Source organism: Streptomyces sp. NPDC005775 (genome assembly GCF_042871565.1).
GTDB lineage: Bacteria > Actinomycetota > Actinomycetes > Streptomycetales > Streptomycetaceae > Streptomyces.
Map to the genome: position 1 here is coordinate 158,352 of NZ_JBIAIU010000015.1, position 25,700 is coordinate 184,051.

The window sequence follows — 25,700 nt, forward strand, 5'->3', positions numbered from 1 at the left end:
GCTCGATCGCGCTTGAGGTCAAGGCTGTTTGCGCGGTGGGCCCGTCGACCCGCGCGGGACCAGCCGGGCCGCCGCGTCCTCGAAGCCCGCTGCCGCGCCGCCGGTGACCAGGGACAACAGGGTCCGCGCGGCATGGCTTCCGTACGCGGCGATGTCACGGCCGAGCGCGGTGAGCGGCGGCCGGACCACCCGGGAGAGCTGGGAGTCGTCCCAGGCGACGAGGGAGAGGTCGTCCGGGACGTCGAGCCCCATCTCCCGGGCCACCGACAGGCCGGCCACGGCCATGATGTCGTTGTCGTAGATGACGGCGGTGGGGCGCCGCGGGGAACTGATCAGCCGCCGCGTCGCGTGCGCGCCGTCCTGTCCCGAGTAGTCCGTGTGGACGATGACGGGTTCGCCGAGCCCGAGTTCGGCGCAGATCTCGCGCTGGGCCCGGTCGCGCAGCTGCGTGTGGTTGAGGTCGGGCAGTCCCGCGACCCGGGCGACGGACCGGTGGCCCAGCGCGGTCAGGTACGTGAGGGTGTCCCGGAGCGCCGTGTGCTCGTCGGACCACACGGAGGGAAGCGGGCCGGCCGCCGAGGGGTGGCCGATCACCACGGCGGGCAGCCCCAGTTCGGTGACGCCCTCGATGCGAGGGTCGGGGCTGCGCAGGTCGGCGAGGAACACGCCGTCCACCCGGCCCTCGCCCCACCAGCGGCGGTAGACCTCCAGTTCCTGGGCCGGATCGGTGACGACCTGGAGGACCAGGGCGCAGCCGCGCGGCGAGAGTTCGCTCTCGATGCCGCTGATCAGCTCCATGAAGAATGGTTCCACGCCGAGCAGCCGGGCGGGCCGGCACAGGGCGAGGCCGACGGCGTCCGCCCGGGCGCGGGTGAGGGCCCGGGCCGCGCTGTTGGGCTGCCATCCGATCTCTGCGGCGATGGCCTTGATGGTGGCGCGGGTCGCGGGGGAGACGCCGGGCCGGTCGTTCAGCGCATAGGACACCGCGACCTTGGAAACCCCGGCGCGGCGCGCGATATCGGAGATCGTGGGGCGGTGTCTGGGCAATGTGACCTCACTTAACCGGTTCGTGTCACACGAACACGCTCGTTGCCTGGTCTTGCTCGGTATGGCTGTCCACCGCAACGATGATCGCCCAACTGCCCCCGAAAATAAAGGGATGGGAGCGCTCCCGCTCTCTTGACACGGCCCTCCGGCGGCCTTAACTTCACGGCACTTACCCGGTTCAGTAACTCCGCTCGGCAGGGACGGCGGGGAGAAGGAGGGACGATGGGCACGGGATTCCGGGGACGGACCGCGGCCACGCTCGCCGTGATCGCACTCGCCGCCACCGCGTGCACGGGGGGCGGCTCCTCGGCGGGCGGCTCCGGCGGTACGGGCGGCGGAGGCGGCGGTGCGCTTCCGCGCAACGAGACGCTCTACACCACCGGTACGCAATGGGGGCCGCCGGCCAACTACAACCCGCTGCACAACTGGGACCACGCCACCGGCACCAAGGGGCTGGTCTACGAGACGCTGTTCCACTTCGACCCCAACGCGGGCAAGCTGACGCCCTGGCTGGCGGAGTCGGGCGGCTGGACCGGCGACAAGACGTACGAGGTGAAGCTCCGCCCCGGCATCACCTGGTCGGACGGCAAGCCGTTGACCGCCGAGGACGTCGCGTACTCCTACGGGATCGGCAAGATCGAGGCCTCGTCCTTCCACACCCTGTGGAGCTGGCTGTCGGACGCCAAGGCCGTGGACGCCACGACCGTCCGCTTCACCTTCAAGGAGGCCCGCTACCAGGAGTGGGACTTCACCCTCTACGGGCAGCCGATCGTCCCCAAGCACATCTGGGGCAAGCGCGCCGAGAAGGAGATCCTCGACGGGGTCAACGACAAACCGGTCGGCACCGGCGCGTACACCCTCAAGAGCCACTCCCAGGACCGGGTCGTCTGGCAGCGGCGCGACGACTGGTGGGGCGTCAAGGCGCTCTCCATGAAGCCCGCGCCCCGCTACATCGTCGACGTCTCCAACCCGAGCAACGAGGTCGTCATCGGTCAGCTGGGTCAGGGCCAGCTGGACCTCAGCAACAACTTCCTGCCGGGCGCCTCCTCGCTGATCAAGAGCAAGAAGGTCGTCTCGTACTACGACAAGCCGCCCTACATGCTCTCCGCCAACACGGCCTGGCTGGTGCCCAACACCACGAAGAAGCCGATGAACGACGCGGCCTTCCGCAGGGCACTCGCCGCCTCGGTCGACACCGGCAAGATCGTCAAGGGTGTGTACGGGGAACTGGTCAAGCCCGCCAACCCGACCGGGCTGCTCCCGCAGTGGGACAAGTTCGTCGACCAGGACCTGGTGGCCCGGGAGGGCTTCACGTTCGACACCGACAAGGCCAAGCAGATCCTCGCGGACGCCGGGTACAAGGACACCGACGGCGACGGCCTCGTGGAGAACAAGGACGGCTCCAAGATCAGCCTCAAGCTGGCCGTACCCACCGGCTGGACCGACTGGATGGAGGCCGCCAAGGTCATCGCCTCGTCCGCCAAGGACGCGGGCATCAGCATCACCACCGAGTTCCCCGACGCGAACGCCCTCAACGAGACGCGCGGCAAGGGCAACTTCGACCTCGTCGTCAACAACGAGCGCCAGCTGTCCAGCACCCCGTGGACGTACTACGAGTACATGTTCCAGCTGCCCATTCAGAAGCAGCAGAACACGGTCAACTTCGGTCGCTACGAGAACGAGAAGGCCTGGAAGCTCGTCCAGGAACTCGGCGGCGTGAAGACGGACGACACCGAGGGCATGAAGAAGGTCATCTCCAAGATCCAGGCGATCCAGCTCAAGGAGATGCCCGTCATCCCCCTCTGGTACAACGGCCTGTGGGCCCAGTCCACCACCGGCAGCTGGACGAACTGGCCGTCGGACGCCGCGGGCGCCCCGAAGTACGCACCGGCGATGTGGCGCAACTGGCTGGAGATGGGCGGCTTTGAAGCCCTCACCCAGCTCAAGCCCGCCAAGTGACACGGCCGTTCTGAGAAGGACCGGCTCCGCGCCGGTCCTTCCCGGGGAGCGGCCGGCCGCGCGCCGGCCGCTCCCGATTCCATGACCGCCCCGCCGTGCGCACGCCGCCCTGACCGTCGCCCGCACGGCGGGGCTCTCCCCGGGGAGCCCCCTTGCGCCGCTACTTCGCCCGCAAACTTCTGATCTACGCACTGACCTTCGTCGTCGCCGTCACCGTCAACTGGATGATCCCGCGCTTCATGCCCGGCGACCCGGTCGCCGCCATGGTGGCCAGGGCCCGGGTCTCGCAGCCCGAGGCCGTCGAGGCCATGCGCGCCTACTACAACGACCTCTTCGGCTTCGACGAACCCGTCTGGCAGCAGTACCTGCACTTCTGGGGCGCCCTGCTGCAGGGCGACTTCGGACTGTCCATCTGGGTCTTCCCCAAGCCCGTCGCCGACGTACTGCTCGACGCACTCCCGTACACGCTCGGGCTGATGATCCCGGCCGTCCTGCTCAGCTGGTTCGTCGGCAACTGGGCCGGGGCGCTGGCCGCGCGCCGCAAGGTGCTCGACAACACCGTGCTGCCGGCGGGGTACCTGCTGACCGCGATGCCGTACATGTGGATCGCCGTCATCCTCGCCTGGGCTCTCGGCTCCAAGGCGGGCTGGTTCCCGCTCTCCGGCGGCTACAGCCTCGACATCCAGCCCAGCTGGTCCACCGCCTTCGCCGTGGACCTGCTCCAGCACTGGGTGCTGCCGTTCCTCTCGCTCTTCCTCGTGGCGCTCGGCGGCTGGGCCATCGGCATGCGCAACATGATCATCTACGAGCTGGAGTCCGACTACTCGTCCTACCTGTCGGCCCTCGGCGCACCGCAGCGGCTCATCCGCCGCTACGCCTTCCGCAACGCCGTACTGCCCCAGATCACCGGCCTCGCCCTGCAACTGGGCGTCCTGGTGGCCGGGGCCCTCGTCACCGAGATCGTCTTCGCCTATCCCGGACTCGGCTCGCTGATCCTGGCCGCGATCCAGAACCAGGACTTCTTCCTGCTCCAGGGCGCGTTCCTGTTCATCGTCATCGGCGTACTGATCGCCAACTTCCTCATCGACCTCGTGTACGTCGTCGTCGACCCCCGGACCCGTACCGGCATGGCAGGAGGCCAGTCATGAGCACCGTGCCCGAACCGGCCGCCGAGACCACCACGGCCCCCGCCGCCGCCCGCCCCGGCCGCGAGACGCTCCACTACGCCGTGCGCAACCCCAAGCTCATCATCGGGTTCACCGTCGTCGTGCTGCTCCTGCTCACCGGCATCATCGGCCCCCCGCTGCTCGACAACGCCGACCCGAACGAGTACGTCGGCCCGCAGGCCGCGCCGCCCGACGGCACGTACTGGATGGGCACCACCACCTTCGGCCAGGACGTGTACGCCCAGTTCGTGCACGGGCTGCGCGCCACCTTCCTGGTCGGCGTCGTCGGCGGGGCCATCGCCGCCGTCATCGCCATGCTCGTCGGCTTCCTGGCCGGCTACCGCGGGGGCGCGGTCGACGAGATCCTCAACATGCTCACCAACGTGGTCCTGGTGCTGCCCGCGCTCGCCGTGCTGCTGATCATCAACGCCTACCTCGGGGTCCGATCGGTGCCCGTGCAGGGCCTGTTCATCGGCCTCACCTCGTGGCCCTGGGCGGCGCGCGCGATCCGGGCGCAGACCTTCTCGCTGCGCACCCGCGAGTTCGTGGACCTGGCCCGGCTCAGCGGGAGCGGCACCTGGCGGATCGTCTTCCGCGAGATCGCGCCCAACATGAGCTCGTACCTCTTCATGATGTTCATCCTGCTCTTCGGCGGCTCCGTCCTGATCGCCTCCTCGCTCGACTTCATCGGACTCGGGCCCACGGAGGGCGTCTCGCTGGGCCTGATGCTGCAGAGCGCCCAGCAGTGGAGTGCGCTCCAACTCGGCATGTGGTGGTGGTTCGTCCCGCCGGGCGCCGGGATCACCGCGATCGTGGGCGCGCTGTACGTCGCCAACGTCGGCCTCGACGAGGTCTTCAACCCGAAGCTGCGGGAGGCCTGAGCACATGATCATGACCGTTCTCCCGGAGGGCCCGAGCACATGACCCTGACCGTGACCGATCTACGGGTCCACTACCGCACCCTGCGAGGCGAGGTGCGGGCCCTGGACGGCGTCTCCTTCGACCTCGCCGACGGGGAGATCCTCGGCCTGGCCGGCGAGTCCGGCTGCGGCAAGACGACGCTCGGCAAGTCGCTGATCCGCCTCGACGGCAGGATGCGGCACGCGGGCGGGACCGTCACCCTCGACGGCGACGACGTACCCGTCGCCGACGACCGGGCGATGAACGCCTTCCGCTTCCACCGGATCTCGCTCGTACCGCAGTACTCCATGAGCGCCCTCAACCCGACCCGGCGCATCGGACGCATGATCCGTGAGCTGCTCGCCTCCCGGGGCGTCAGCGTGGATACCGCCGAACTGCACCGCCGTCTCGACCTGGTGGGCCTGGACCACGACGTCCTGAACCGCTACCCGATCGAGCTCTCCGGCGGCATGAAACAGCGCACCGTCATGGTGATCTCCACCCTCCTCGACCCGTCCGTCCTCATCGCCGACGAGGTCACCTCGGCCCTGGACGTCTCCACCCAGCGGGCCGTCGTCGGCGCGCTCACCGGACTGCGCGACAAGGGCCTGGTCACCAGCATGATCTTCGTGACGCACGACCTCGGTCTCACCTCGCACATCGCCGACTCGATCATGGTGATGTACGCGGGCAAGCTCGCCGAGAAGGCGCCCACGAAGGTCCTGACGACCGAGCCCCGCCACCCCTACACCAAGCTCCTGCTCGGCTCGCTCCCCGAGGTCGGCGCCCGGTACGCCGACAAGCCCCTCAAGGGCATCGCGGGCGCCCCGCCCTCCCTCCTGAACCCGCCGGCCGGCTGCCGCTTCCGCGACCGCTGCCCGCTAGCCGACGACCGGTGCGCCGAGGAGCCGCCGGTCATCGAGATCGCCCCCCGTCACTCCGTCGCGTGCTGGAAGGCCTGATGCTGACCCTCGACCACGTCACCAAGACCTACCGTGCCGGGGCGTTCGGCGGCGGTTCCGTCACCGCGGTGGACCGGGTGTCCTTCACCGCCGAACCCGGCGAGGTCGTCTCCCTCATCGGCGAGAGCGGCAGCGGGAAGTCCACCATCGGCCGGATGATCCTCGGCCTGACCGGCGTCAGCTCCGGCAGCCTCACCCTGGACGGCCGCCCCGTCCGCCCCGGAAAGGACTTCTACCGCCGCGTCCAGGGCGTCTTCCAGGACCCCTTCTCCTGCTACAACCCGGTCTTCCGGGCCGACCGCGTCTTCGACCTGATCCGCCGCGCCTACCACCCCGGCGTCTCCGACAAGGAATGGGCGGGCCGCGTCGAGAAGGCCGTACGCGACGTGCGCCTGGACCCCGGACAGGTGCTGGGCCGCTACCCGCACCAGCTCAGCGGCGGCCAGTTGCAACGCCTCCTCATCGCCCGCGCGCTCCTGCTCGACCTGAGCTTCCTGGTCGCCGACGAGATCACCAGCATGCTCGACGCCTCCACCCGCATCGACGTCCTCAACCTCCTGGCCGTCCTCAAGGAACGCGGCCTCGGCGTCCTCTACATCACCCACGACCTGGCGCTCGGCACCTACCTGGCGGAGAAGACCGTGGTCCTGCGCCGCGGCCGGGTCGTCGAACGCGGCGACACCCAGAAGGTGTTCGGCAACCCGCTCCACCCGTACACCCGCACCCTGCTGGCCGCCGTGCCCCGCCTCAACACCCCGTGGACCGAGGCCGAACCGCTGGAAGGCTGCGCCTTCCACGAGGCGGGTTCGCCGGACACCGACCTGTACGAGACCGAGCCGGACCACTTCGTCGCCTGCGCCCAGCTCCCCGACTGCGGAAGGACCTCCGCGTGACCCTTCGCCACCTGCCCCTGCACGAAGGCTGGACGCTCACCGCGGACAGCCCCGTGCCCCTCGGGCTCCCCACAGGAGGCGTCCCCGCCACCGTGCCCGGCTGCGTCCACACCGACCTGCTCGCGGCGGGGCTGATCGACGACCCGTACCTGGACGACAACGAGGACCGCCTGACCTGGATCGGCCGCACGGACTGGACGTACCGGACCACGTTCGACTGGACACCGGACGGGCACGACCACGCCGACCTGTGCTTCGACGGCCTCGACACCGTCGCCACGGTCCTGCTCAACGGCATCGAGGTGGGCCGCGGCGCCAACCAGCACCGCGGCTACCGCTTCCCCGTCCGGGCCCTGCTGGCGGAGGGTGCCAACACCCTCGACGTACGGTTCACCGCCCCGTACACGTACGCCGAGGAACTCCGTGAGCGGCTCGGCGACCGGCCCGGGGCGTATGCGGAGCCGTACGCCTTCATCCGCAAGATGGCGTGCAACTTCGGCTGGGACTGGGGGCCGACGCTGGTCACGTCCGGCATCTGGCGGCCCGTCGCCCTGGAGACGTGGAGCGGCCCGCGCATCGCGTCGGTGAAGCTCCTCCCGGACCTGGATGCGGACGGGGTGCCGCGGCTGACCGCCGAACTGGAGGTCGAACACGACGGCCTGGTGCCGCTGTCCGGCGAAGTCGGGGTGATCGGAGCGGGGGCCGTCTTCGTCGCCACGGAGGACAAGTCCCGGATCTCGGTCACCCTCTCCGTCCCTCAGGCCGAGCCCTGGTGGCCGCACAGCCACGGCGAACAACCGCTGTACGACGTGACGGTCCGCGTCGGTGACGACGTCCGCCGGCTCAGGACCGGTTTCCGGTCCGTCACCCTGGACAGTGACGCGTTCCGCGTCTCGGTCAACGCCGAACCGGTCTTCGTACGCGGCGTCAACTGGATCCCCGAGGACTGCTTCCCCGCCCGCCTCACCCGGCAGCGGATCTCCGACCGACTCGACCAGGCCGTCGCCGCCGGGGTCAACCTGGTCCGCGTCTGGGGCGGCGGGCTCTACGAGAGCGACGACTTCTACGAACTGGCCGACGAGAAGGGGCTGCTGGTCTGGCAGGACTTCCCGTTCGCCTGCGCTGCCTACCCGCAGGAGCAGCCGCTGTGGGACGAGGTGGCGGCCGAGGCCCGCCAGAACGTCACCCGGCTCGCCCCGCACCCCTCCCTCGTCCTGTGGTGCGGCAACAACGAGAACCTGGAGGGCCACGCCGACTGGGGCTGGCAGAAGGAACTGGGCGACCGGACCTGGGGGCACGGCTACTACCACGAGCTGCTCCCCGCGATCGTCGCCGAGACCGACCCGACCCGCCCCTACTGGCCCGGTTCGCCCTACTCCGGCACCGAGGACATCCACCCGCAGGACCCGGCACACGGCACCATCCACATCTGGGACGTGTGGAACCGGGCCGACTACCGCGCCTACGCGGACCGGGTGCCGCGCTTCGTCGCCGAGTTCGGCTTCCAGGGCCCGCCCGCGTACGCCACCCTGCGCCGCGCGGTCAGCGGCCCGCTCACCCCCGACGCCCCGCTCCTGGCCCACCACCAGAAGGCCGAGGACGGCAACGCCAAGCTGCTCCGGGGCCTGGGCGACCACCTGCCGCAGCCCGGCACGGACTTCGACGACTGGCACTGGCTCACGCAGCTCAACCAGGCCCGCGCCATGGCGTTCGGCATCCGGCACTTCCGCTCCCACACCCCGTACTGCATGGGCACGATCGTGTGGCAGCTCAACGACTGCTGGCCGGTCGTCTCCTGGTCGGCGATCGACGGCGACGGCCGCCGCAAGCCGCTCTGGTACGCCCTGCGGCAGGTGTACGCGGACCGCCTGATCGCCGTACGCGACGGAGCCGTCCACCTCGTCAACGACGCCTCCACGCCCTGGGCCGGCACGCTGCGGCTGACCCGGCACGGCCTGGACGGGGCGGTGCTGGCCGAGGAGGAGGTGGTGGTGAGCACGGCCGCGCGCTCGGTCGGCCGGGTCCCGCTGCCGCCGTCGGTGGCGGAACCGCTCGACCGGACCCGCGAGCTCCTGGTCGCGCGCATGGGTGACACCCGGGTGGTGCAGTTCTACGAGGAGGACACCCGCCTCGCGCTGCCGCCGGCCCGGTACGACGTCACGGTGACGGAGAGCGGGGGCGAGGCGCCCGGCTACCGCGTCGAGGTGACGGCCCGCACGCTGGTGCGGGACCTCGCGCTGTTCCCCGACCGGCTGGACCCGGCGGCCGAGGTGGACGAGATGCTCGTCACGCTGCTGCCCGGGGAGAGCGAGGTGTTCATGATCACAGGAGCGGTCCTGGCGGACCCGGAGGCGCTGGGCGTGCACCCGGTGTTGCGCTGCGTCAACGAGACCGTCACTCGATAGGGGTGGCGCGGCCCTGGCGATCCATGGCGCGGCCCTGGCGCATCGGCTGTGTGGGTGCGGCGACTTTCCGTCAATTCGGATACGCGGCCGCCGCGCCCGCCACCCCGCCCGGGCAGGTGACTATGGCTCCCACGTGTGCTGACGGACCCTCAAGCGATCAATAAAATAAGACAACATCGAGCCACTGTCCGTCCGGCCGGGGGGAGCCCCCGGATAGGGTCATGTGCCAACGCGGAGCCGCGCGCCAAGCCCGGATGGTGGAATGCAGACACGGCGAGCTTAAACCTCGCTGCCCCTCGGGGGCGTACCGGTTCGAGTCCGGTTCCGGGCACCATCGCGCGCACGGGGGCGCGCGTGGGCCGGGGGCGGGACGCCCGTCGCGGGATGCCCGCTCACTGGCGGAGCGTGGTGCGCGCCGCCACGGCCGGCGATACGAAACGGCCCACCGGGGTCCGCCCCACGGGCAGGTTCACCACGGCCAGGGAGCCCTGGTTCGGCACGCCGCGCGAGAAGGCGACGAGCGTCGGCATGAAGCAGGACCCCAAGCCGAGCGCAGCCCGGTCCGCGTTGCTGAGCCGCTTGGGTCCGCCGGTCGGTGGCCGGCGTACCGGCGTGGGCCCCTGCGGCACTGTGTGTGACGCCTCATGTGCGTACCGCTGCCGGTTGGGCCCTCCGCCCGCTGTGCGGGCCCCGCAGGCCGGTCGCGGCCCGCGATTGGGACCTGGATTTGGGCCCACGGGCCCGTGTCGCCACAGGGGCACCTCTCATAGCCTCCCTGCCCTAAGGCCATACGGGAGGACAAGCCATGCCGCGGACGAGGTATCGGGGGACCATACCCAGCAGCAGATGGGGTGACCGGGGGGCCACCGCGTTCGAGTACCTCGGCACGATTCTGGTCGTCGTGGCCCTCATCGGCGGCATGGCGGTGGCCGGCCTCGGTGGGCAGATCAGCGACCGGATCCAGTGCCTCGTCTCGTCGGTCGGCGGTGGCAGCGCCGGGTGCGGCGGCAAGGGCGGGGAGGCGGGCGGCGATCCCAACGCCGAGTTCGAGCCCCTCACCTGCGCCACGGTGACCAGGTCCGGGACGCAGGGCGGCAAGTTCGGGGTCTCCTTCGAGACGCTCGGTGTCGAGTTCGGCGGCGAGTTCGGTTTCGAGGAGACGACGACCAAGGCCAAGACGGACGTCAACAAAGACGGAAAGATCGACGACAAGGACGAGCAGGTCTCGCTCACCTTCACGGACGCCGGGTCGATCAAGGGCACGGAGAAACCCAAGGCCCGCATCAAGATCGGTGACGTGGGCAAGGACAAGGTCGAGATCGGCGCGGGACTCACCGTCACCACGGGCGACACGTGGGTCTTCGACAGCCAGGAGGAAGCGGACCAGTTCCGCAAGGACCTGGAGGAGTACAAGAAGCTCAGCCGGCTGAACAAGCTCTCCAACCTCAGCCCCATCGTGGGCGGTTCCACGGAGATCGCCAGCTGGTTCGGCAAGGGGCCGAAGGCCAAGGAGAGCCGCCTCAAGCAGAACATCGAGGACAGGCTCGGCAACAAGCACATCACCACCCAGAAGATCAGCCTCGAAGTCGCCGCCCAGGCCGGTTTCCAGTTCGGCGCGGGGATGAACGCCCCCGACACGACCAACCCGGACGGCACGACCACCCCGGCCCCGAAGCCCGGCGCCACCATCGAGGCCGGCCTCAAGATCTCCGAGGCCCAGGAAGTCACGCTGACGCAGAACCACATCAACAACACCGACGCGTACACCTACCAGGCCAAGGCCACCGGCGGTGCGTACGCGAAGGGCGAGGCCGGACCGGCCAAGGCGGGCGCGGAGGCGTCCGGTTCGGCGGCGGGCGCCATCACCGTCACGGTCGACAGCAAGACCGGCAAGGTGAAGAGCATCACGATGACGCGGACCCTGGAGGGCAAGGCCGAGGCCAACGCCGGTCTCAAGGGCGACGTGAACGGCAACCAGAAGGGCGGCGGGACGACCACCCAGGTCATCACCACCACCGTCCCGCTGGACGACAAGAACATGTCCCAGGCCGAGTCCGACGCCATCAAGGCCCAGATGTTCTCGGGCCAGGGCATGAACAGCGCCTTCAACTACCTCTTCACCGGGACACCGGTGCCGACCAAGGACCCCGGTGCGGGCGACCCGTTCGGCCACTACGCGTTCAACCACGGCCAGGTCAGCAAGCAGGAGTACGACGGATCCTCCTCGTCCGAGGAGATCGGCCTCGACATCAACCTGGAAGTCGCCGGGATCAACGGCGCCTACACCAGCTCCGAGACGGAGAAGAACCTGACCAAGGCCGAGTTCCTGGGCGCTCCTTCCGCTGGACAGCGCTCGTTCTTCCCGTACAGCTACTGTGCCAAGTGATGCACCGGTACAAGGAGACGTGATCATGACCAAGCTTTCCGTCCGGCGGACGGTGCGGACTGTCGCCGTCACGACCGCCGTCCTCACCGCGGGTCTGATGCTCGCCGCGTGCGGCGGCGAGAAGGGCGCGGACACGGCCGCGCCCGCCGCGCCCAGCGGCTGGAAGAAGCTCACCGGCCCCACGGTGTCGCTGGCCTACCCGCCCGGCCTCACCGAGCAGAGCAAGGCCGAGCGCGGCAAGCTCAACGACGCCGCGGCCCTGCGGAGCGAGGGGGACCGGCCGACGGTGAAGGTGTCGATCCAGAGCGGCTTCGCCAACGCCTCCACCGGTGACGACGCCGCCTCGGTCGGCCGGGCGCTCCTCATGGCGACCACCGAGGTCAAGAGCACCAAGAACGCGGACATCAAGGGTGCGAAGGATGCCAAGCGCATCGACTTCACCTACACCGGTACGGGTGTGCCGCAGTCGCCCCCGAAGGGCGCGAAGGTCGACGGCGTGGTCATCACGGGCGTCGACTCCGAGGGGAAGATCTACTCCGTCCGCATCGACGCCCAGGAGGGCAAGCTCAGCGACGCGGACCGGACGAAGATCGTCGACAGCATCCAGGTGAAGTAGCCCCCGACCCCCGAGCGCCCGGCCACGACGAGGAGGCAGCCGAATGTCCAGATACGACGCACGCCGCGGGTACGCCCCCGCGCCCGTCCACGACCGGCCGCGGCTGATGGACTTCATGCTGCCCTGGGCCGCGGGCATCCTGGTGACGCTGGTGACGCAGCTCGCCCTCGCCGTACTCGTCTGGGACGTCATCACGGGCGACGACGTCACCGGCATGGCGTCCCCCGTCCGCACCGTCCTTCTGCTGCACCTGCCGTCCGCGGCCTGTGTCGCGCTGGGCGTCTGGGCCGCGGCGGCCGTGCACCGAGGGGCGTCGCGGGAGTCGCGGATACGGCACTTCGTCGCGGCCTTCACCCCCGCCGTCGTACTCCAGGTGGTGATCTTCTTCTCCCAGGGGAGCGATCTCACGGTCATCACGTTCCTGGTGCAGCTGGTGGTCCTGGTGGCCGGCTGTGCGGTGGGCTTCCTGGTCGACAGGCTGCGCAACGGGTAGAAGGACTCCATGGACACGTCGCTCGTACTCATCACTGTGGTCGCGCTGTTGGGCTTCAGATCCCTGACCCGGACCGTCCAGCAGCTGCGCGGCACACGCTCCGGCGTGTCCGCCCCGGCACGCTGCGTCCGGGTGCACGAGCGCGACTCGGCGACGGGCTCGTCGGGCGACCGGCGGGCCTGGCACGTCTTCGCGTTCACGGCACAGGACGGGCAGTGGGTCGAGTTCCAAAACGCCGGCACCAAGCGTTTCCACGAGGGGGCGCGGGTCACGGTCCGCTACGACCCCGCCGACCCGCAACGGACGGCCACCCTGGCGGGCAGCCCGCGCGCCGCGCTGGCCGAGGGGGCCCTCTCCCTGCTGCTGATGGGGCTGGTGCTGCTGATGTTCCTCACGGACTTCCCGGAGAACCTGTTCTCCTGACCGGCACCTTTTCTCCTGGCCGCGACCTGTTCTCCTGACCGGCTGTCCCTCCGATTGTCAGTGCCCTCTGCTGTGATGAGCAGTCAGGAAGCGACGACGCACGGCGCGGAGGCGGGACAGTGGGCACGTGGGGCGCGGGCAACTTCGACAGCGATACGGCGGCGGACCATCTCGGGGACCTGGCCGCCCGGCTGGTGGCCGAGGTGACGGAAGCGATGGCCGGTGATCCGGTGGAGCTCGAACCGGACGAGTACGGGGGCGTGACCGTCCCCTGCAACCTGGAACTGCTGCTCGTACTGGACCGCCAGGGCTGGGTGGGCGTGACCCTGCCGCCGCCCGAGCTGATCCGGTCGTGGCAGAAGACGTTCCTGGCGGTGTGGGAGGCGACGATCGACGGCCTGGAGCCGAAGCCCGCCTACAAGGAGGAGCGCAGGGCGGTGCTCAACCAGACGTTCGAGCGCCTGGCCGAGGCGTCGACGGCTGCGGCGTCCGCGGTGGCGGAGTAGGGGTCTGACCCGCCTCTGCCCCGCCCTTCCCCGGCGGATAAGCCGTTGCTCCCGGAGCGCGTGACCGGCACGTTGGTGCCATGAGCGCGACTGACCACAAGAAGGACCTGCACGTATACCTGCAGGACGCCCGCGACGTTTTCCTGTGGAAGCTGGAAGGACTGTCGGAGTACGACATCCGGCGGCCCCTGACGCCTACCGGCACCAACCTGCTGGGCCTGGTCAAGCACGTCACCGGAGCCGAGGCGTTCTACTTCGGCGACGTCTTCGGACGCCCGGTCGACGCGCCGGACCTCTGGATCGCCGGTGACGCCGAGCCGAACGCCGACCTGTGGGCGACGGCGGACGAGACCCGCGCGGAGACGGTGGCGCGGTACCGCCGGGTGTGGGCCCACTCCGACGCGACGATCGACGCACTGGACCTCGACGCGACGGGCCCTCTCCCCGGGGGAGAGGGCAGGGAACTCACGCTCCACCGGGCCCTCGTCCACATGGTCGCCGAGACCCAGCGGCACGCGGGGCACGCCGACGTCGTCCGCGAGCTGATCGACGGGGCCACGGGGCAGCGGGAACAGGGGCCCAACATGGCGCCCGGCGATGCGGCCTGGTGGGCGGGGCACCGGGAGCGGGTGGAGCGAGCGGCCAGGGAGGCGGCTGCGACGTAACAGCCGCCGCCGCATCGTGTGCGGGGTCGCCGGTGTCAGCCGGTGGATCCGCCGTAGTAGGCGATCTTGTCGTCGAGGACCCCCATGGCCCGGTGCAGCGCCGCCACCCGCTGCTCCAGGGCCGTCCGGCGCTCGCGCAGGAAGGCGACCCGCTCCTGCGGAGCGTGTGCGGTACGCAGGATGGCGACGAACCCGCGCAGGTCCGCGATGCCGAGACCGGCCTCGCGGAAGCACGTGACGAGACCGATCCAGAAGACGTCGTCCTCCGTGTACTCCCGGCGTCCGCCGGCGGAGCGCCGGATGGGGCCGATCAGCCCTTCGCGCTCGTAGTACCGCAGGGTGTCGATGGAGACGCCGGTGCGGTCGGCGGCAGCCGCCGGAGTGAGGGTGGTCATGGAAGCTCCTTCCGGCACAGCCGCTACCGCGCTTCGGCGAGACGCGCCAGGTGCTCGGTGCCGAGCGCCACTCGGCGTGCGGCGAGTCCTTCCTCGATCTGCTCCACCCGGCTCGCGCCGACGATGGGGTCGATCCCCTGCCGCATGAGCCATGCCAGGACGACCTGGTTCCTGGTGGCCGTGAGTTCGTCGGCGAGGTCGTCCAGTACCGCGAGGACCCGCGTGGTGCCGGGGTGATCATAGGTCGACGGAAGCGGCTTGTCCGTGCGCACGTAGGAACCCCACATCAGTGAGCTGTACGACCACACCGCGAGCCCCTCCGACCGTGCGAGGTCGAGGTCATCGGCGGTGAGCATGCGGTGGCCGCCCTCCGCGAGCGGGGTGAGGGGGCGCGGCTGGACGAGCGAGTGGCGCAGTTCCAGGCACGTCCACGGTTCCACGCCCTGCTCCCGGGCCAGGGCCCGGGCGCGCTCGACGCGCCAGGCGGCGTGGTTCGCGGCCCCGACCCGCAGTGCCACTCCCTTGGCGACCAGGTCGCCGAACGCCCCGACGGTTTCCTCCAGCGGCACGCCGCGGTCCTCCGCGTGGGCCCAGAGCAGATCGACGTGATCGACTCCGAGCCGCTCCAGGCTCTCCTCCGCACCGGCGTGAACGGCGCGCGCCGAAAGCCCCTCGGCGCTCTCCGCCGAGTGCGGGACGCGTGGGTTGTGGCGGACCTTCGTCGCGATCCGCACGGTGTCGCGCGCTCCGGGGCGGGCCTTCAGCCACGCGCCGATGACGCGTTCACTGGCGCCGCCGACACCGGTGGGGTCGTTCCAGAAGGAGTAGCAGTTAGCGGTGTCCAGCCAGACACCGCCGCCGGCGACGAAGGAATCGAGGATCGCGAAGGCGCGGTCCGGGGCGACGCGGGTGCCGAAGTCCATGGTGCCGAGGATGATCTGGGGGTCTTTGGTGTCCATGCCGCCCATCCTCGGATCTGGAGCGCGCTCCAGGTCAAGCGATCGCGACGAGCGGTCCGGGAGCACGCCGTACGCGGTGCCGCCTCCGGGTGTGTCGATCTCTCCCGCCGGCCGGCGGCGGCGGAAAGATCCTCCCCTGGCACTAGGGAGTTTGTTTTGCCTACCCATTACTCTTGTTCCAAGGCCACGCTGGGTGGCCATGGAGGAGTGAGATGAGGAGCAGCAACCCGGTCTTCTCGCGACGGGGCTTCAGCCGCGACAACGGTCACGCGGGCTTCAACGCGTCACCGCAGGCCGGGGCCCCCGCAGCGGGTGCCAACCCGTACGCACAGGGCACCGCCCCGAACCCGTACGCCACCAACCCGTACGCCCAGCAGGACACCCAGTACGGCGCCCCGCAGGCGCCGGCGCGCTCCGGTGTGATGACGATCGACGACGTCGTCACCCGCACGGCGCTGACGCTGGGCACCGTCGTGCTCGGTGCCGCGCTCGCCTGGGCCCTGCTGCCGGTCGACGAGGCCAACCTGGGCAAGTCGTACGGCATCGCGATCGGCGCCGCGCTGATCGCCTTCGTGCTGTCGCTCGTCCAGTCCTTCAAGCGCACGCCCGTCCCCGCGCTGATCATCGCGTACGCGGCCTTCGAGGGTGTGTTCCTCGGGGTCATCTCCAGCGCGGTGAGCACGTACATCTCACCGGGCGTCGTGATGCAGGCCGTGCTGGGCACCATGTGTGTCTTCGCCGGTGTCCTGCTCGCGTACAAGATGCGCTGGATCCGCGTCACCCGCCGGTTCTACGGCTTCGTGATGGCCGCCGCCATGGGCTTCATGCTCCTGATGGTGGTCAACCTGCTGTTCGCCGCGTTCGGTGGCGGTGACGGCCTGGGCTTCCGCAGCGGCGGCCTCGGCATCCTCTTCGGTGTCGTCGGCATCATCCTCGGTGCGTGCTTCCTGGCTCTGGACTTCAAGCAGGTCGAGGACGGCATCGCGTACGGCGCTCCGCGCGAGGAGTCCTGGCTGGCGGCCTTCGGCCTCACCATGACCCTGGTGTGGATCTACCTGGAGATGCTGCGTCTGCTCTCCATCCTCAGCGGCGACGACTAGTCATAACGCTGCGTCCGATCGCGGCGACGGCCCGCAGGCTCCTCCACGGAGCCCGCGGGCCGTTTCCGTTGCCCGGGAGGGGCGCGTAGGGTCGCGGGGTGCTCGATACGACGCCCCTGATCACCGCCGTGGACCGATTCGCCGACCGGCTGCGCGCCGCCCCGCAGAGCAGGCTGCAGCGGGGAGCGGCGGCCGGGGGACTGGCCGCGGCCAGGGAGCTGGCGGTGCGGGCGCAACGTGTCGAGGCGCCGGACCGGGAGCCGCGGATCATGCCGGACGCCGGGATCTTCGCCATCGGCGACCAGCTTGCCGTCGCGGGCCGGGATCTGGCCGTGGCACTGGAAATGGCCCCGTCCGTGGAGCTGGACGAGGCCGTGCGGTTCGTCGAGGAAGCGGCAGCGCGGGCGTTCGAGTGAGGGCGCGCGGGCCGGTGCTGAACGGGCGCTGAGTGCGCGCTGATCTGGGGCAGCGGCCGACGGGGGCCGCAGTGCCCGGGGTGGGGCCGGAGACCGGTCCGCGGGCTAGAAGCTCGCGATGACGCGGTCGGCCAGTATGTAGACGTTGTCCTTGCCGCACGAGAACGTCAGCGCGTACGCGCCGGAGACGCCGGAACCTCCCAGGAGCACGGGGTGCTCGCCGGCCCGCAGCGACGCGGCCAGCTGTTCGGCCGTCTCGCGGTGTCCGGGGGTCATGCAGAGCGTGGTGCCGTCGGCGAAGACGTACACGTCGAGCGTGCCGAGCGGGCCGGGGCGCACGTCGGAGAGTTCCGTCCGGCTGTCGGCCAGCTCCTCCAGGCGGTTCACCGTGCGCTCGTGGTCGGTGACGACGGGCGTCTGCACCGGCACGAAGTCGGGGTGCGAGGGGTGGCGGCGGCGAGCCGCGGCCAGCTCGGGGGAGTCCTCGGCGAACTCGGCCGTCTCCGGGAGCTCGGCCATGTCGGCCAGTTCCGTCAGCTCGGCGAGCTCCGTCAGTTCCTCGAACGCCTCCGTGGCGTCGAGGTCCATCGACTCCAGCCCGGTGAAGTCGCTCTGGCGCGGCATGAAGAACGGGGCGTCCTCGCCCAGCCCGGCCAGTCCGCCCAGCAGGGACGGGGCGTCGGCGGCGTCGCGCGCCTCCTGGGTGGCCCAGAAGGCACGGGCCTCGGCGAGCTCGCGCTCCCGCTCCTCGGCCAGCGCCTCGGCGACCGCCGCGCGTATTTCCGCGGCAGGGGTGGCTTCGTTACGGCTCTGAGCGGGTACGGCTGCACTATGGGCGCGGCCGTCGGCAAGCTCCCTCCGCAGGGCGGCAACCTGCTGACGCAGCCCGTGAGCGGCGTGCAGAGCGGCAGCGCCCACGGCCGTGGCGGCGGCGGTGGTCAGCAACAGGGCAAGAGGCATGGCGCTCACTGACATACTCCCGGTTTCAATCGATCCCCCGACTTCCTACATCAGCTTGTCCTCTACCGGCACCCTGTGTCAGTGCATTACGTCACGAATTGGACAGGTCTTTGTGCCCAGGGTTTAACCCTGTTGCTGGTGTGACCTGCGGGAATGACTCTCCTTCAGGAGATAGGTCACATCCTGGGGGAGATTCGGTCACGGTCGGAGCTCGGAACCGGCCACTTCGCCGGACCGAAGGGCCCGGAAGGCGGTGTGGGCCCGGCGGAGGCGGGTGGCGGGTGATCCGGTGGATCCGGAGAGTCACGGAATTCCCGGGAGTTGCGAAGAGCCGGGGCGTGTGTGCCCCGGCTCCTCGCTCCGGCTCGGCTCAGCCGCTCTTTCCTGCGGTCGCGTCCGTTCCGCTTCGGCTCAGCTCAGTCGCTCGATGACCATCGCCATGCCCTGGCCGCCGCCCACGCACATGGTCTCCAGACCGAACTGCTTGTCGTGGAACTGCAGGCTGTTGATCAGCGTGCCGGTGATCCGGGCGCCGGTCATGCCGAAGGGGTGGCCGACGGCGATGGCGCCGCCGTTGACGTTGACCTTGTCCAGCGGCAGGCCCAGGTCGCGGTAGGACGGGATCACCTGGGCGGCGAACGCCTCGTTGATCTCGGCCAGGTCGATGTCGTCGACCGTCAGCCCGGCCCGCTTCAGCGCCTGCTTGCTCGCCTCGACCGGTCCGTAGCCCATGATCTCGGGGGAGAGGCCCGAGACTCCGGTGGAGACGATCCGTGCCAGCGGGGTCAGGCCCAGCTCGCGCGCCTTGGTGTCGGACATGATCACGAGCGCCGCCGCGCCGTCGTTGAGCGGGCAGCAGTTGGCCGCGGTGACCAGGCCGTCGGGGCGGAAGACCGGCTTCAGGCCCTGCACGCCCTCCAGGGAGACACCCGCACGCGGACCGTCGTCCTTGGAGACCACCGTGCCGTCCGGGGTCGTCACCGGGGTGATCTCGCGCTCCCAGAAACCGTTCTTGAGGGCTTCCTCGGCGAGGTTCTGCGAGCGGACGCCGAACTCGTCCATGTCCTGACGGGTGACGCCCTTGACCCGGGCCAGGTTCTCCGCCGTCTGACCCATCGAGATGTACGCGTCCGGGACCAGACCGTCCTCGCGCGGGTCGTGCCAGCTCGCTCCGGACTCCTCGGCGCGGGCCGCGGTGCGGGCCTCGGCGTCGGCGAAGAGCGGGTTGCGGGTATCCGGCAGGCTGTCGGAGTTGCCCTTCGCGAAGCGGGACACCATCTCCACACCGGCGGAGATGAAGACGTCGCCCTCGCCGGCCTTGATGGCGTGCAGCGCCATGCGGCTGGTCTGCAGGGAGGACGAGCAGTAGCGCGTGACCGTACAGCCGGGAAGGTGGTCCATTCCCATCTGTACGGCGATGATGCGGCCCAGGTTGTTGCCCTGCTCGCCGCCGGGGAGGCCGCAGCCGAGCATCAGGTCGTCGATGTCCTTCGGGTCCAGCTCGGGGACCTTGGCGAGGGCGGTCTGGATGATCGTGGCGGTCAGGTCGTCCGCGCGCAGGTCCTTCAGTGAACCCTTGAAGGCCCGGCCGATGGGCGAACGGGCAGCAGAGACGATCACGGCTTCGGGCATCACGCGGCTCCATGAGGGCTGGAAGGCTGTCTGGCAGGACTGCTCTGGAAGTTACCCGGACGTACTGCTGAGGTCACCCGACAGGGCGTGTGATGCGGACCTCTTTTCTAAGCGACCGCTCAGTCCGCTGGGAGTCCCGCCCGGAACGAGGGGTGCGAAGCCCGCACCCCTCACCCTCAGGCGTGCCGCGGCGCGGTGTCCGTATCCGTGCCCGGGTGCCGTTCCACCCGCGTCGAGCCGCCCGGCTCCCCGTGCATCTCCGGGTGCGGGTGCGGCTCCGTGGGCGCGGGCAGGCGCCGCCGCCTGCGGTGCTTGAGGAGCGCCCAGGGCGCCCGGGCCCCCGTGACCTCCGTACCGGCTTCCTTGGCCGCCTGGGAGGCCGCCTTGGCCACCGGCAGCATGTCCTCGCGCCGGGCCCCGTCCAGACGGTCGGTCTCCGGCCACAGGCCCAGCACCGCGCAGAGCGTCGGCAGCAGCGCCATCGCGGCCGTCGCGTACCCCTCCGCCGACGGGTGGTAGTTGTCCGGGCCGAACAGCTCCCGGGGGTTCGCCTCGAACTCCGGGCCCAGCAGGTCGCCCAGCGACACCGTGCGCCCGCCCTGCTCCACCGAACCGATCGTCTGCGCCGCCGCCAGCTGCCGGCTGACCCGCCGGGCCATCCACCGCAGCGGCTGGTAGACCGGCTCGATCGTGCCCAGGTCCGGGCAGGTGCCCACGACGACCTCGGCCCCCGCCGTGCGCAGCCTGCGCACCGCCGTCGTCAGACAGCGCACCGACTGGGTGGCGGGCATCCGGTGCGTCACGTCGTTCGCACCGATCATGATCACGCAGACGTCCGGCACCCGGGCCGGGTCAGCGAGCAGCACCGAGACCTGCCGCTCCAGATCGTCCGACCGTGCCCCCGGCTGCGCGACGTTACGCAGGTCCACCGGCCGTTCCGACACCGCGGCCAGCCCCGACGCGAGCAGCGCCCCCGGAGTCTGCCCGGCCCTGCGCACGCCCTGTCCGGCCGCCGTGGAGTCCCCGAGCAACCCGAACCGCAGCGGATCCGTAGGGCCGGCGAACGCCACCCCGTACCGCCCGTCCGCGCTCGGCGGGACCGGCGCGGTGCCGCCGCCCACCTGCCGCTTCGCCAGCTGGACCTCCGCCAGCAGAACGCCCACCGCCGCGGCGCCCAGCAGCCCGATGCTGCCACCGCCGTAGGCCGCGCCCGCCGCGATCCGCCGTGCCACCCTCGCCCTCGACACAGTCCGGTCCACCTCCTCGTTGCCTTACGGCCTCACCCGTACCGTCGTACCGCCTCACACAGAGCTAACTGCCCCCAAGTGGCCGTCGTTCAATCGCTTCGCCCAATCTCGTGCCCGTACGCATACTCTTGCGGCACCATCTCGGAGACCCCGGAGTACACGGTGCAATTCCACGATTCGATGATCAGCCTCGTTGGCAATACCCCGCTGGTGAGGCTGCGCAGTGTCACGGCCGGCATCCAGGCGACGGTCCTGGCCAAGGTCGAGTACTTCAACCCCGGCGGATCGGTCAAGGACCGGATCGCCCTGCGCATGATCGAGGCCGCCGAACAGAGCGGTGCGCTGCAGCCCGGCGGCACGATCGTCGAGCCGACGAGCGGCAACACGGGCGTCGGCCTGGCGATCGTCGCGCAGCAGAAGGGCTACAAGTGCATCTTCGTCTGCCCGGACAAGGTGTCCACGGACAAGATCAACGTGCTGCGCGCCTACGGCGCCGAGGTCGTCGTCTGCCCGACGGCGGTCGACCCGGAGCACCCGGACTCGTACTACAACGTCTCGGACCGGCTGGTCCGTGAGACGCCGGGAGCCTGGAAGCCCGACCAGTACTCCAACCCGAACAACCCGCGCTCCCACTACGAGACCACCGGTCCCGAGCTGTGGGAGCAGACGGAGGGGAAGATCACCCACTTCGTGGCGGGGGTCGGCACCGGCGGCACGATCAGCGGCACCGGCCGCTACCTGAAGGAGGCCAGCGGCGGCGCCGTCAAGGTCGTCGGCGCCGACCCGGAGGGCTCCGTCTACTCCGGTGGCTCCGGGCGGCCGTACCTGGTCGAGGGCGTCGGTGAGGACTTCTGGCCGTCGGCGTACGACCGGACGGTCACCGACGAGATCGTCGCCGTGTCCGACAAGGACTCCTTCCAGATGACCCGCCGGCTCGCCAAGGAGGAGGGGCTGCTCGTCGGCGGTTCCTGCGGCATGGCGGTCGTCGGCGCCCTGGAGGTCGCGAAGCGCCTCGGGCCCGAGGACGTGGTCGTCGTCCTGCTGCCGGACAGCGGCCGCGGTTACCTGAGCAAGATCTTCAACGACGAGTGGATGGCGGACTACGGCTTCCTGGAGGACACCGGCCCGTCCGCGCGCGTCGCCGACGTCCTCGACTACAAGGCGGGTCCGATCCCGACGCTCGTCCACATGCACCCGGAGGAGACCGTCGGCGAGGCGATCGACGTGCTGCGCGAGTACGGCGTCTCGCAGATGCCGATCGTGAAGCCGGGCGCCGGGCACCCCGACGTGATGGCCGCCGAGGTCATCGGCTCGGTCGTCGAACGGGAGCTGCTGAACGCGCTCTTCGCCCAGCAGGCCTCGCTCACCGACCCGCTGGAGAAGCACATGTCGCCGCCGCTGCCGCAGGTCGGCTCCGGCGAACCGGTCGAGGACCTGATGGCGGTGCTCGGCGGCACGGGCGCGGCCGACGCGGCGATCGTGCTGGTGGAGGGCAAGCCGAAGGGGGTCGTCAGCCGCCAGGACCTGCTGGCCTTCCTCGCCAAGGAGGCGCCGGCCCCCGGCCCCAAGGCGTAACGCGGTCCGCAACGCGCGCTTCGCGAAAACGGTACGAGCGCGACACGTGGCCGCAGCACCGGCTTAACACGGCTCGGGCAGATTGATGGGTGCCGGCGGGGAAGCCCACCGGCACCGGAACGGCGACACGGACTACGGAGCGGCTCCCGGACCTCCACCGTCGCCCGGACGCGGTATCCGGCCCTGACCCGGACCGCGTCCTTCGCGGGGACCGCCGTCGTCCCGCCCCCTGGGAAACCGGGGGTGCGGCGGTCCCCGCGACACATCCGCGTCTGTCCATGGCGTCTGCCTACGGCGTCTACGCGCGCAGGTCGCGCGCCCCCTCCTCGTCCCCGTCCCGTGCCGTGGGGGCTGCCGCCCAGCTCGCCAGCAGGGCGATGCGCTCCGCCGTCTCGGATCCGGGCTCCGGCGTGTAGACGACGAGGGACTGATCGGGGTCGCCCGGCACGCCCAGCGTCTCGTACGGCAGCGTCAGGCCGCCCACGAGCGGGTGGTCGATCCGCTTCACGCCGTACGTCTTCGCCTTCACCTGATGGTCCGCCCACAGCCGGCGGAAGTCCTCGCTCTTCAGGGACAGTTCGCCGACCAGAGTGGCGAGCTGCTTGTCGTCGGGGTGGAGTCCCGCGTCCAGGCGCAGGTACGCGACGGTCTCCGCCGCGACCGCCGGCCAGTCCGGGTACAGCTCACGGGCCGCCGGTTCCAGGAACGTCTGGCGCGGCATGTTGCGCTCACCGGCGGCCATCCGGGAGAAGCCGACGACCGCGTCACCCAGCGCGTTCCACGCCAGGACGTCCATCCGGCGGCCCAGGAGGAAGGCCGGGGCCCGGTCGAACGAGTCCAGGAGCAGCCGCAGCCCCGGCCGTACCCGCTGCGCGGCGGGCGGAGCCGCCTTGCGCGGGGCCGGGCGGGCCACCGTGCGCAGGTAGGCGTGCTCCGTCCCGTCCAGCCGGAGCACCCGCGCTATCGCGTCGAGCACGGCGTCCGAGACGCTCGGGCCGCGGCCCTGTTCCAGCCGGATGTAGTAGTCGACGCTGACCCCGGCGAGCTGGGCCACCTCCTCGCGCCGGAGCCCGGGAACGCGCCTTCGGCCATAGGAGTTCAGCCCCACGTCCTCGGGCTGGATGCGGGCACGTCGTGAGCGGAGGAAGTCTCCGAGGTCGCCGTCCATGCCGCCGATCGTAGAAGACGGGCCGTTCCCCAGCCTGGTACTGCCGGACCCAGGAAAGACGCATCCCTGGGTAGCCGCCGCGCGACGTCACAGAGTGGGGTCCACGCCGGGGAAGCGCCCCGGCGGCAACAGCACCGAGGAGTACGGACATGTCGTACGCAACGCTCGCAGGCCGCACCGCCGTCATCACCGGGGCCGCCAGCGGCATGGGGAACGCGACCGCCCGGCTGCTCGCCGCCCAGGGGGTCAGGGTGGCGCTGCTGGCCCGCCGCGCGGAGCGGCTGGAGGAGCTCGCCGAGAAGATCACCGCCGGGGGCGGTCAGGCGCTCGTCGTGGTCACCGACGTCACCGACCAGGCATCCGTGGACGCCGCCGCCGAGCGGGTGCACGCCGAGTTCGGCCCGGTGGACCTGGTGGTCAACGCCGCCGGTGTGATGCTGCCGAACCCGGTCGACGCGGGCCGCGCCGACGAGTGGCAGCGGATGCTCGACACCAACGTCACGGGCGTCCTGCGCATCATCAGGGCCTTCACGGCCGACCTGGTGGCGGCCGCCGCCGAGGGCCGCACCGCCGACCTGGTCAACATCTCGTCGATCGGCGCGCACGTCACGTTCCCCAACTACGCCGTGTACGGGGCCACGAAGGCCGCCCTCACCTACCTGTCGGCCTCGCTGCGCACCGAACTCGGCCCGCGTGATGTCCGCGTCACGAACATCGAGCCCGGCCTCACCGACTCCGAACTGGCCGGACACGTCGACAACGCGGAACTCAGCGGTCAGCTCGACGGCATGTTCGACGCGCTCGGCGGGCTCTCCAGTGACGAGATCGCCGACCTGATCGCGTACACGACCAGCCGCGCACGCCACATCAACCTGCGTCAGGTGGTCGTGCTGCCGACCCGTCAGGCCTGAGGGCGGCCGCTCCGCTCAGTCCTCCCAGTCGGACGCCGACCGCCGCTCGTCCTCCCGGCGCTTGAACAGCCGCCCGCCGTGAGCGGCCTGGACGACATTCACGCCGACGATGCCGAGCCAGGCCACGACAAGCCCCTGGATCCCCGCGTTCGCGACGCCGATGGCGGACAGCGGGATCGCCAGGATCATCGAGATGATCCCGAAGCCGAAGCGCTCACCGAAGTGTTCCAGCGGCTGCCGCGGGGTGCGCGCGCCCCGGGCGACGTTGATCTGCTGCTCCGCGAGATGGCGCCGGACCCGGCGGTCGAGCGTGCCGTCGAGCCGCTGCTCGACCTTCTCGAGGAACGACTCGACGAGCGCGGACTCGTACTCGGCCCCCAGCTCGCTGCGGGCCTGAAGGGTGGCCTTGAGCTCTTTCTTGAGCTCGGTGTCGGGTGCGTCCATGGTTCCACGGTACGAAGCGGGGTCGGCCGGGTCAGTGGGGCTAACCCCCCTGTTTCCGGCGGCTGGTCATCCCGGTCTCATGGCGCGGTCCGCAGGGTGCCGGTCCCCCTGCGCCGGCTCAGCCAGGAGGCGGTGGCGAGGTGAAGGGCCGCCCCGAGCGCCCCTCCGACGGCCATGCCCGAGATCCCCTGGTCGATGCCGATGTACAGATCACCGAGCTGGGCGACGCCGGCCACGGCCAGGACCGGTACGAGCGCGCGGTGTTCGCGCCGGAGCAGATGGATGAGCACGACGGCGAGCGGGACGGCGCGGACCGCGTACGCCTCGGCGTACATGCGGAGCCCGGCGGTCGGCTCGGTGCCGGCCGGCAGTACGAGGGTGGGGTGCAGCACCCCGATCACGGCCGAGACGGCCGAGCCCACGGCCATGGCCGCGTTGAGAACGAGCACAGTACGCCGCATAGCGTCACCTC

Annotated in this window: 26 protein-coding genes and 1 tRNA gene; 17 read left to right on the forward strand and 10 right to left on the reverse strand. The window is 70.6% G+C overall.

What is annotated here, in order from left to right; genetic code table 11:
- Positions 1 to 18 precede the first annotated feature (18 nt).
- Complete coding sequence (locus ACFYPA_RS30130) at positions 19 to 1,047, reverse strand: LacI family DNA-binding transcriptional regulator (RefSeq protein WP_359082871.1); 1,029 nt, start codon at positions 1,045 to 1,047, stop codon at positions 19 to 21.
- A gap of 222 nt (positions 1,048 to 1,269) precedes the next feature.
- Between ACFYPA_RS30130 and ACFYPA_RS30135 the strand changes: the two genes are divergently transcribed.
- The 7 genes from ACFYPA_RS30135 (at position 1,270) to ACFYPA_RS30165 (ending at position 9,666) form a co-directional block, all read left to right on the forward strand.
- Positions 1,270 to 3,006 (forward strand): ABC transporter substrate-binding protein, encoded by a 1,737-nt coding sequence (locus ACFYPA_RS30135; protein WP_359082873.1) that lies wholly within the window; start codon positions 1,270 to 1,272, stop codon positions 3,004 to 3,006.
- 152 nt (positions 3,007 to 3,158) lie between these two features.
- Positions 3,159 to 4,154, forward strand: coding sequence for an ABC transporter permease (locus ACFYPA_RS30140; RefSeq protein WP_359082875.1), 996 nt, complete (start codon positions 3,159 to 3,161; stop codon positions 4,152 to 4,154).
- Positions 4,151 to 5,053, forward strand: a complete 903-nt coding sequence (locus ACFYPA_RS30145; protein WP_359082877.1) for an ABC transporter permease — start codon at positions 4,151 to 4,153, stop codon at positions 5,051 to 5,053. Before ACFYPA_RS30140 ends, ACFYPA_RS30145 begins: the two co-directional genes overlap by 4 nt.
- 39 nt (positions 5,054 to 5,092) lie before the next feature.
- On the forward strand, positions 5,093 to 6,034 hold the full coding sequence (locus ACFYPA_RS30150) for an ABC transporter ATP-binding protein (RefSeq protein WP_359315077.1): 942 nt from the start codon (positions 5,093 to 5,095) through the stop codon (positions 6,032 to 6,034).
- Positions 6,019 to 6,927, forward strand: coding sequence for an ATP-binding cassette domain-containing protein (locus ACFYPA_RS30155; RefSeq protein WP_359082881.1), 909 nt, complete (start codon positions 6,019 to 6,021; stop codon positions 6,925 to 6,927). The genes ACFYPA_RS30150 and ACFYPA_RS30155 overlap by 16 nt, the downstream gene beginning before the upstream one ends.
- Positions 6,924 to 9,332: a glycoside hydrolase family 2 protein gene (locus tag ACFYPA_RS30160; RefSeq protein WP_389135478.1), complete on the forward strand. Its 2,409-nt coding sequence runs from the start codon at positions 6,924 to 6,926 to the stop codon at positions 9,330 to 9,332. Before ACFYPA_RS30155 ends, ACFYPA_RS30160 begins: the two co-directional genes overlap by 4 nt.
- Before the next feature lie 248 nt (positions 9,333 to 9,580).
- A tRNA-Leu gene (locus ACFYPA_RS30165) sits at positions 9,581 to 9,666 on the forward strand.
- Positions 9,667 to 9,724: 58 nt separating this feature from the next.
- Here ACFYPA_RS30165 and ACFYPA_RS30170 read toward each other — a convergent pair.
- A complete protein-coding gene (locus tag ACFYPA_RS30170; protein ID WP_359353118.1) occupies positions 9,725 to 9,862 on the reverse strand; it encodes a hypothetical protein in 138 nt (45 codons plus the stop codon).
- Between the two features lie 275 nt (positions 9,863 to 10,137).
- Here ACFYPA_RS30170 and ACFYPA_RS30175 point away from each other — a divergent pair, with 275 nt between their 5' ends.
- From ACFYPA_RS30175 to ACFYPA_RS30200, 6 genes are all read left to right on the forward strand, one after another.
- A complete protein-coding gene (locus tag ACFYPA_RS30175) occupies positions 10,138 to 11,718 on the forward strand; it encodes a hypothetical protein (RefSeq protein WP_359082887.1) in 1,581 nt (526 codons plus the stop codon).
- A gap of 25 nt (positions 11,719 to 11,743) precedes the next feature.
- Positions 11,744 to 12,334 (forward strand): hypothetical protein, encoded by a 591-nt coding sequence (locus ACFYPA_RS30180; RefSeq protein WP_359082889.1) that lies wholly within the window; start codon positions 11,744 to 11,746, stop codon positions 12,332 to 12,334.
- 43 nt (positions 12,335 to 12,377) lie between these two features.
- Positions 12,378 to 12,827, forward strand: a complete 450-nt coding sequence (locus ACFYPA_RS30185; protein WP_389135482.1) for a hypothetical protein — start codon at positions 12,378 to 12,380, stop codon at positions 12,825 to 12,827.
- A 9-nt stretch (positions 12,828 to 12,836) separates the two neighbouring features.
- Positions 12,837 to 13,250: a DUF3592 domain-containing protein gene (locus ACFYPA_RS30190; protein WP_359082893.1), complete on the forward strand. Its 414-nt coding sequence runs from the start codon at positions 12,837 to 12,839 to the stop codon at positions 13,248 to 13,250.
- A gap of 119 nt (positions 13,251 to 13,369) precedes the next feature.
- Positions 13,370 to 13,756, forward strand: coding sequence for a DUF4259 domain-containing protein (locus ACFYPA_RS30195; RefSeq protein WP_359082895.1), 387 nt, complete (start codon positions 13,370 to 13,372; stop codon positions 13,754 to 13,756).
- An 80-nt stretch (positions 13,757 to 13,836) separates the two neighbouring features.
- A complete protein-coding gene (locus tag ACFYPA_RS30200; protein ID WP_389135486.1) occupies positions 13,837 to 14,421 on the forward strand; it encodes a DinB family protein in 585 nt (194 codons plus the stop codon).
- Positions 14,422 to 14,456: 35 nt separating this feature from the next.
- Here ACFYPA_RS30200 and ACFYPA_RS30205 read toward each other — a convergent pair whose 3' ends face one another.
- Together ACFYPA_RS30205 and ACFYPA_RS30210 are read right to left on the reverse strand one after the other, a co-directional pair.
- Entirely contained in the window at positions 14,457 to 14,816 is a 360-nt protein-coding gene (locus ACFYPA_RS30205; protein WP_359082899.1) for a MerR family transcriptional regulator, read from the reverse strand.
- A 23-nt stretch (positions 14,817 to 14,839) separates the two neighbouring features.
- The gene (locus ACFYPA_RS30210; protein WP_389135490.1) at positions 14,840 to 15,775 is read right to left on the reverse strand and encodes an aldo/keto reductase; all 936 of its coding nucleotides are present in this window, start codon (positions 15,773 to 15,775) and stop codon (positions 14,840 to 14,842) included.
- Positions 15,776 to 15,987: 212 nt separating this feature from the next.
- Between ACFYPA_RS30210 and ACFYPA_RS30215 the strand changes: the two genes are divergently transcribed.
- Together ACFYPA_RS30215 and ACFYPA_RS30220 are read left to right on the forward strand one after the other, a co-directional pair.
- Positions 15,988 to 16,875, forward strand: coding sequence for a Bax inhibitor-1/YccA family protein (locus ACFYPA_RS30215; RefSeq protein WP_359082903.1), 888 nt, complete (start codon positions 15,988 to 15,990; stop codon positions 16,873 to 16,875).
- 98 nt (positions 16,876 to 16,973) lie between these two features.
- Complete coding sequence (locus tag ACFYPA_RS30220) at positions 16,974 to 17,291, forward strand: hypothetical protein (RefSeq protein WP_359082905.1); 318 nt, start codon at positions 16,974 to 16,976, stop codon at positions 17,289 to 17,291.
- Between the two features lie 105 nt (positions 17,292 to 17,396).
- Here the strand turns inward: ACFYPA_RS30220 and ACFYPA_RS30225 are convergent, their stop codons facing one another.
- The 3 genes from ACFYPA_RS30225 to ACFYPA_RS30235 form a co-directional block, all read right to left on the reverse strand.
- Positions 17,397 to 18,266: a hypothetical protein gene (locus tag ACFYPA_RS30225; RefSeq protein WP_359315060.1), complete on the reverse strand. Its 870-nt coding sequence runs from the start codon at positions 18,264 to 18,266 to the stop codon at positions 17,397 to 17,399.
- A gap of 396 nt (positions 18,267 to 18,662) precedes the next feature.
- Positions 18,663 to 19,883, reverse strand: coding sequence for an acetyl-CoA C-acetyltransferase (locus ACFYPA_RS30230; protein WP_359315057.1), 1,221 nt, complete (start codon positions 19,881 to 19,883; stop codon positions 18,663 to 18,665).
- Between the two features lie 176 nt (positions 19,884 to 20,059).
- Positions 20,060 to 21,115 (reverse strand): SGNH/GDSL hydrolase family protein, encoded by a 1,056-nt coding sequence (locus tag ACFYPA_RS30235; RefSeq protein ID WP_359083003.1) that lies wholly within the window; start codon positions 21,113 to 21,115, stop codon positions 20,060 to 20,062.
- 177 nt (positions 21,116 to 21,292) lie between these two features.
- Here ACFYPA_RS30235 and ACFYPA_RS30240 point away from each other — a divergent pair, with 177 nt between their 5' ends.
- Positions 21,293 to 22,705, forward strand: coding sequence for a cystathionine beta-synthase (locus ACFYPA_RS30240; protein ID WP_389135495.1), 1,413 nt, complete (start codon positions 21,293 to 21,295; stop codon positions 22,703 to 22,705).
- Between the two features lie 298 nt (positions 22,706 to 23,003).
- Here the strand turns inward: ACFYPA_RS30240 and ACFYPA_RS30245 are convergent, their stop codons facing one another.
- Positions 23,004 to 23,873 carry a helix-turn-helix transcriptional regulator gene (locus tag ACFYPA_RS30245; RefSeq protein ID WP_359082913.1) on the reverse strand — a complete coding sequence of 290 codons (870 nt, stop codon included), beginning with the start codon at positions 23,871 to 23,873 and terminating at the stop codon, positions 23,004 to 23,006.
- A 149-nt stretch (positions 23,874 to 24,022) separates the two neighbouring features.
- Between ACFYPA_RS30245 and ACFYPA_RS30250 the strand changes: the two genes are divergently transcribed.
- Positions 24,023 to 24,784 (forward strand): SDR family oxidoreductase, encoded by a 762-nt coding sequence (locus ACFYPA_RS30250; protein ID WP_359082915.1) that lies wholly within the window; start codon positions 24,023 to 24,025, stop codon positions 24,782 to 24,784.
- Between the two features lie 15 nt (positions 24,785 to 24,799).
- On the opposite strand, the gene ACFYPA_RS30255 is transcribed toward ACFYPA_RS30250, so the two are convergent.
- Positions 24,800 to 25,228 (reverse strand): hypothetical protein, encoded by a 429-nt coding sequence (locus ACFYPA_RS30255; protein WP_359315054.1) that lies wholly within the window; start codon positions 25,226 to 25,228, stop codon positions 24,800 to 24,802.
- A gap of 77 nt (positions 25,229 to 25,305) precedes the next feature.
- On the reverse strand, positions 25,306 to 25,689 hold the full coding sequence (locus tag ACFYPA_RS30260; RefSeq protein WP_359082919.1) for a hypothetical protein: 384 nt from the start codon (positions 25,687 to 25,689) through the stop codon (positions 25,306 to 25,308).
- Positions 25,690 to 25,700: the final 11 nt, after the last annotated feature.

What these genes read in the sequence shown, in the direction of transcription:
- ACFYPA_RS30135 (WP_359082873.1), top strand. Translation starts at nt 1,270, where the DNA reads ATGGGCACGGGATTCCGGGGACGGACCGCGGCCACGCTCGCCGTGATC.
- ACFYPA_RS30145 (WP_359082877.1), top strand. Translation starts at nt 4,151, where the DNA reads ATGAGCACCGTGCCCGAACCGGCCGCCGAGACCACCACGGCCCCCGCC.
- ACFYPA_RS30150 (WP_359315077.1), top strand. Translation starts at nt 5,093, where the DNA reads ATGACCCTGACCGTGACCGATCTACGGGTCCACTACCGCACCCTGCGA.
- ACFYPA_RS30170 (WP_359353118.1), bottom strand. Translation starts at nt 9,862, where the DNA reads ATGCCGACGCTCGTCGCCTTCTCGCGCGGCGTGCCGAACCAGGGCTCC.
- ACFYPA_RS30175 (WP_359082887.1), top strand. Translation starts at nt 10,138, where the DNA reads ATGCCGCGGACGAGGTATCGGGGGACCATACCCAGCAGCAGATGGGGT.
- ACFYPA_RS30180 (WP_359082889.1), top strand. Translation starts at nt 11,744, where the DNA reads ATGACCAAGCTTTCCGTCCGGCGGACGGTGCGGACTGTCGCCGTCACG.
- ACFYPA_RS30185 (WP_389135482.1), top strand. Translation starts at nt 12,378, where the DNA reads ATGTCCAGATACGACGCACGCCGCGGGTACGCCCCCGCGCCCGTCCAC.
- ACFYPA_RS30190 (WP_359082893.1), top strand. Translation starts at nt 12,837, where the DNA reads ATGGACACGTCGCTCGTACTCATCACTGTGGTCGCGCTGTTGGGCTTC.
- ACFYPA_RS30200 (WP_389135486.1), top strand. Translation starts at nt 13,837, where the DNA reads ATGAGCGCGACTGACCACAAGAAGGACCTGCACGTATACCTGCAGGAC.
- ACFYPA_RS30205 (WP_359082899.1), bottom strand. Translation starts at nt 14,816, where the DNA reads ATGACCACCCTCACTCCGGCGGCTGCCGCCGACCGCACCGGCGTCTCC.
- ACFYPA_RS30210 (WP_389135490.1), bottom strand. Translation starts at nt 15,775, where the DNA reads ATGGACACCAAAGACCCCCAGATCATCCTCGGCACCATGGACTTCGGC.
- ACFYPA_RS30215 (WP_359082903.1), top strand. Translation starts at nt 15,988, where the DNA reads ATGAGGAGCAGCAACCCGGTCTTCTCGCGACGGGGCTTCAGCCGCGAC.
- ACFYPA_RS30225 (WP_359315060.1), bottom strand. Translation starts at nt 18,266, where the DNA reads ATGTCAGTGAGCGCCATGCCTCTTGCCCTGTTGCTGACCACCGCCGCC.
- ACFYPA_RS30230 (WP_359315057.1), bottom strand. Translation starts at nt 19,883, where the DNA reads ATGCCCGAAGCCGTGATCGTCTCTGCTGCCCGTTCGCCCATCGGCCGG.
- ACFYPA_RS30245 (WP_359082913.1), bottom strand. Translation starts at nt 23,873, where the DNA reads ATGGACGGCGACCTCGGAGACTTCCTCCGCTCACGACGTGCCCGCATC.
- ACFYPA_RS30250 (WP_359082915.1), top strand. Translation starts at nt 24,023, where the DNA reads ATGTCGTACGCAACGCTCGCAGGCCGCACCGCCGTCATCACCGGGGCC.
- ACFYPA_RS30255 (WP_359315054.1), bottom strand. Translation starts at nt 25,228, where the DNA reads ATGGACGCACCCGACACCGAGCTCAAGAAAGAGCTCAAGGCCACCCTT.
- ACFYPA_RS30260 (WP_359082919.1), bottom strand. Translation starts at nt 25,689, where the DNA reads ATGCGGCGTACTGTGCTCGTTCTCAACGCGGCCATGGCCGTGGGCTCG.